An 818-nucleotide genomic window follows, 5' to 3' on the forward strand; every position below is an offset into this window, starting at 1 on the left:
CACACCTGTACCGGCGTGCAATCTAGATATTACTCCAATGTTAATAGATAAAGGGGCCAATGTGACTGCAAAAACTAAAACCGGCCAAACGCTTTTATTCTTTATCAGAGATTTTAATGAACCTATTTTAAAGACATTAATAGACAAAGGAGTAGATGTGAATGCACAAGATAACAAACAAATGACTGCATTAATGTATGCAGCCTCACACCAGTCTGTAGAGGTAGCCAAATACTTAATACAACAAGGAGCAAAAGTGGATATGCAAGATAATAAGAAGCAAACTGCTACCGACTATGCAAAGACTGATGAGATGAAGGCATTATTAGATGAGCACAAAGAATCAAAAGAAATAAAAGCATTAAAAGAGTTGGTTAGAAAGCATCCTATGTCACTACATCCAGCCATTGTGCACGATCTTACTAAGTATAATTGGATAGAAGACAGGGTACAATATTGGCTTAATCAAGGTCTAAATATACAGGCAAGTGATGATGCAAGCTGGACACTATTATTATATGCACTAAAGCATAACCCATCTATTGCTTCAATATTAGTAAAGAAAAGAGCTGATTTTCATGCAAAAGATAATAAAAAAAGGACTCCATTAATGTATGCAGTCATGAAGGGATCTACATATATTCATATTGTGAGAGACTTACTAAAACAAGGAGCAAGAGTAGATTCACAAGATAAAGATGATGAAGGTAAAACTGTTTTCGATTATGCATCCGCTTATCCTCAGATGTAGTAGTTGCTATTTCATCTGACAGGCATTAAAAAATTAATGTATATACCTGTCAGCTAAGTTAAGTTTG

The 818-nt window shown here is 34.8% G+C and carries 1 protein-coding gene; it reads left to right on the top strand.

All coding sequences use genetic code 11. The features are described from left to right. A partial coding sequence (locus MUW74_RS04270; RefSeq protein WP_243519335.1) for an ankyrin repeat domain-containing protein occupies window positions 1-751 on the top strand: 751 nt, incomplete at its 5' end. Window positions 752-818 lie beyond the last annotated feature (67 nt).

This window comes from Candidatus Cardinium sp. cBcalN2 (assembly GCF_022810445.1).
Lineage (GTDB): Bacteria > Bacteroidota > Bacteroidia > Cytophagales > Amoebophilaceae > Cardinium.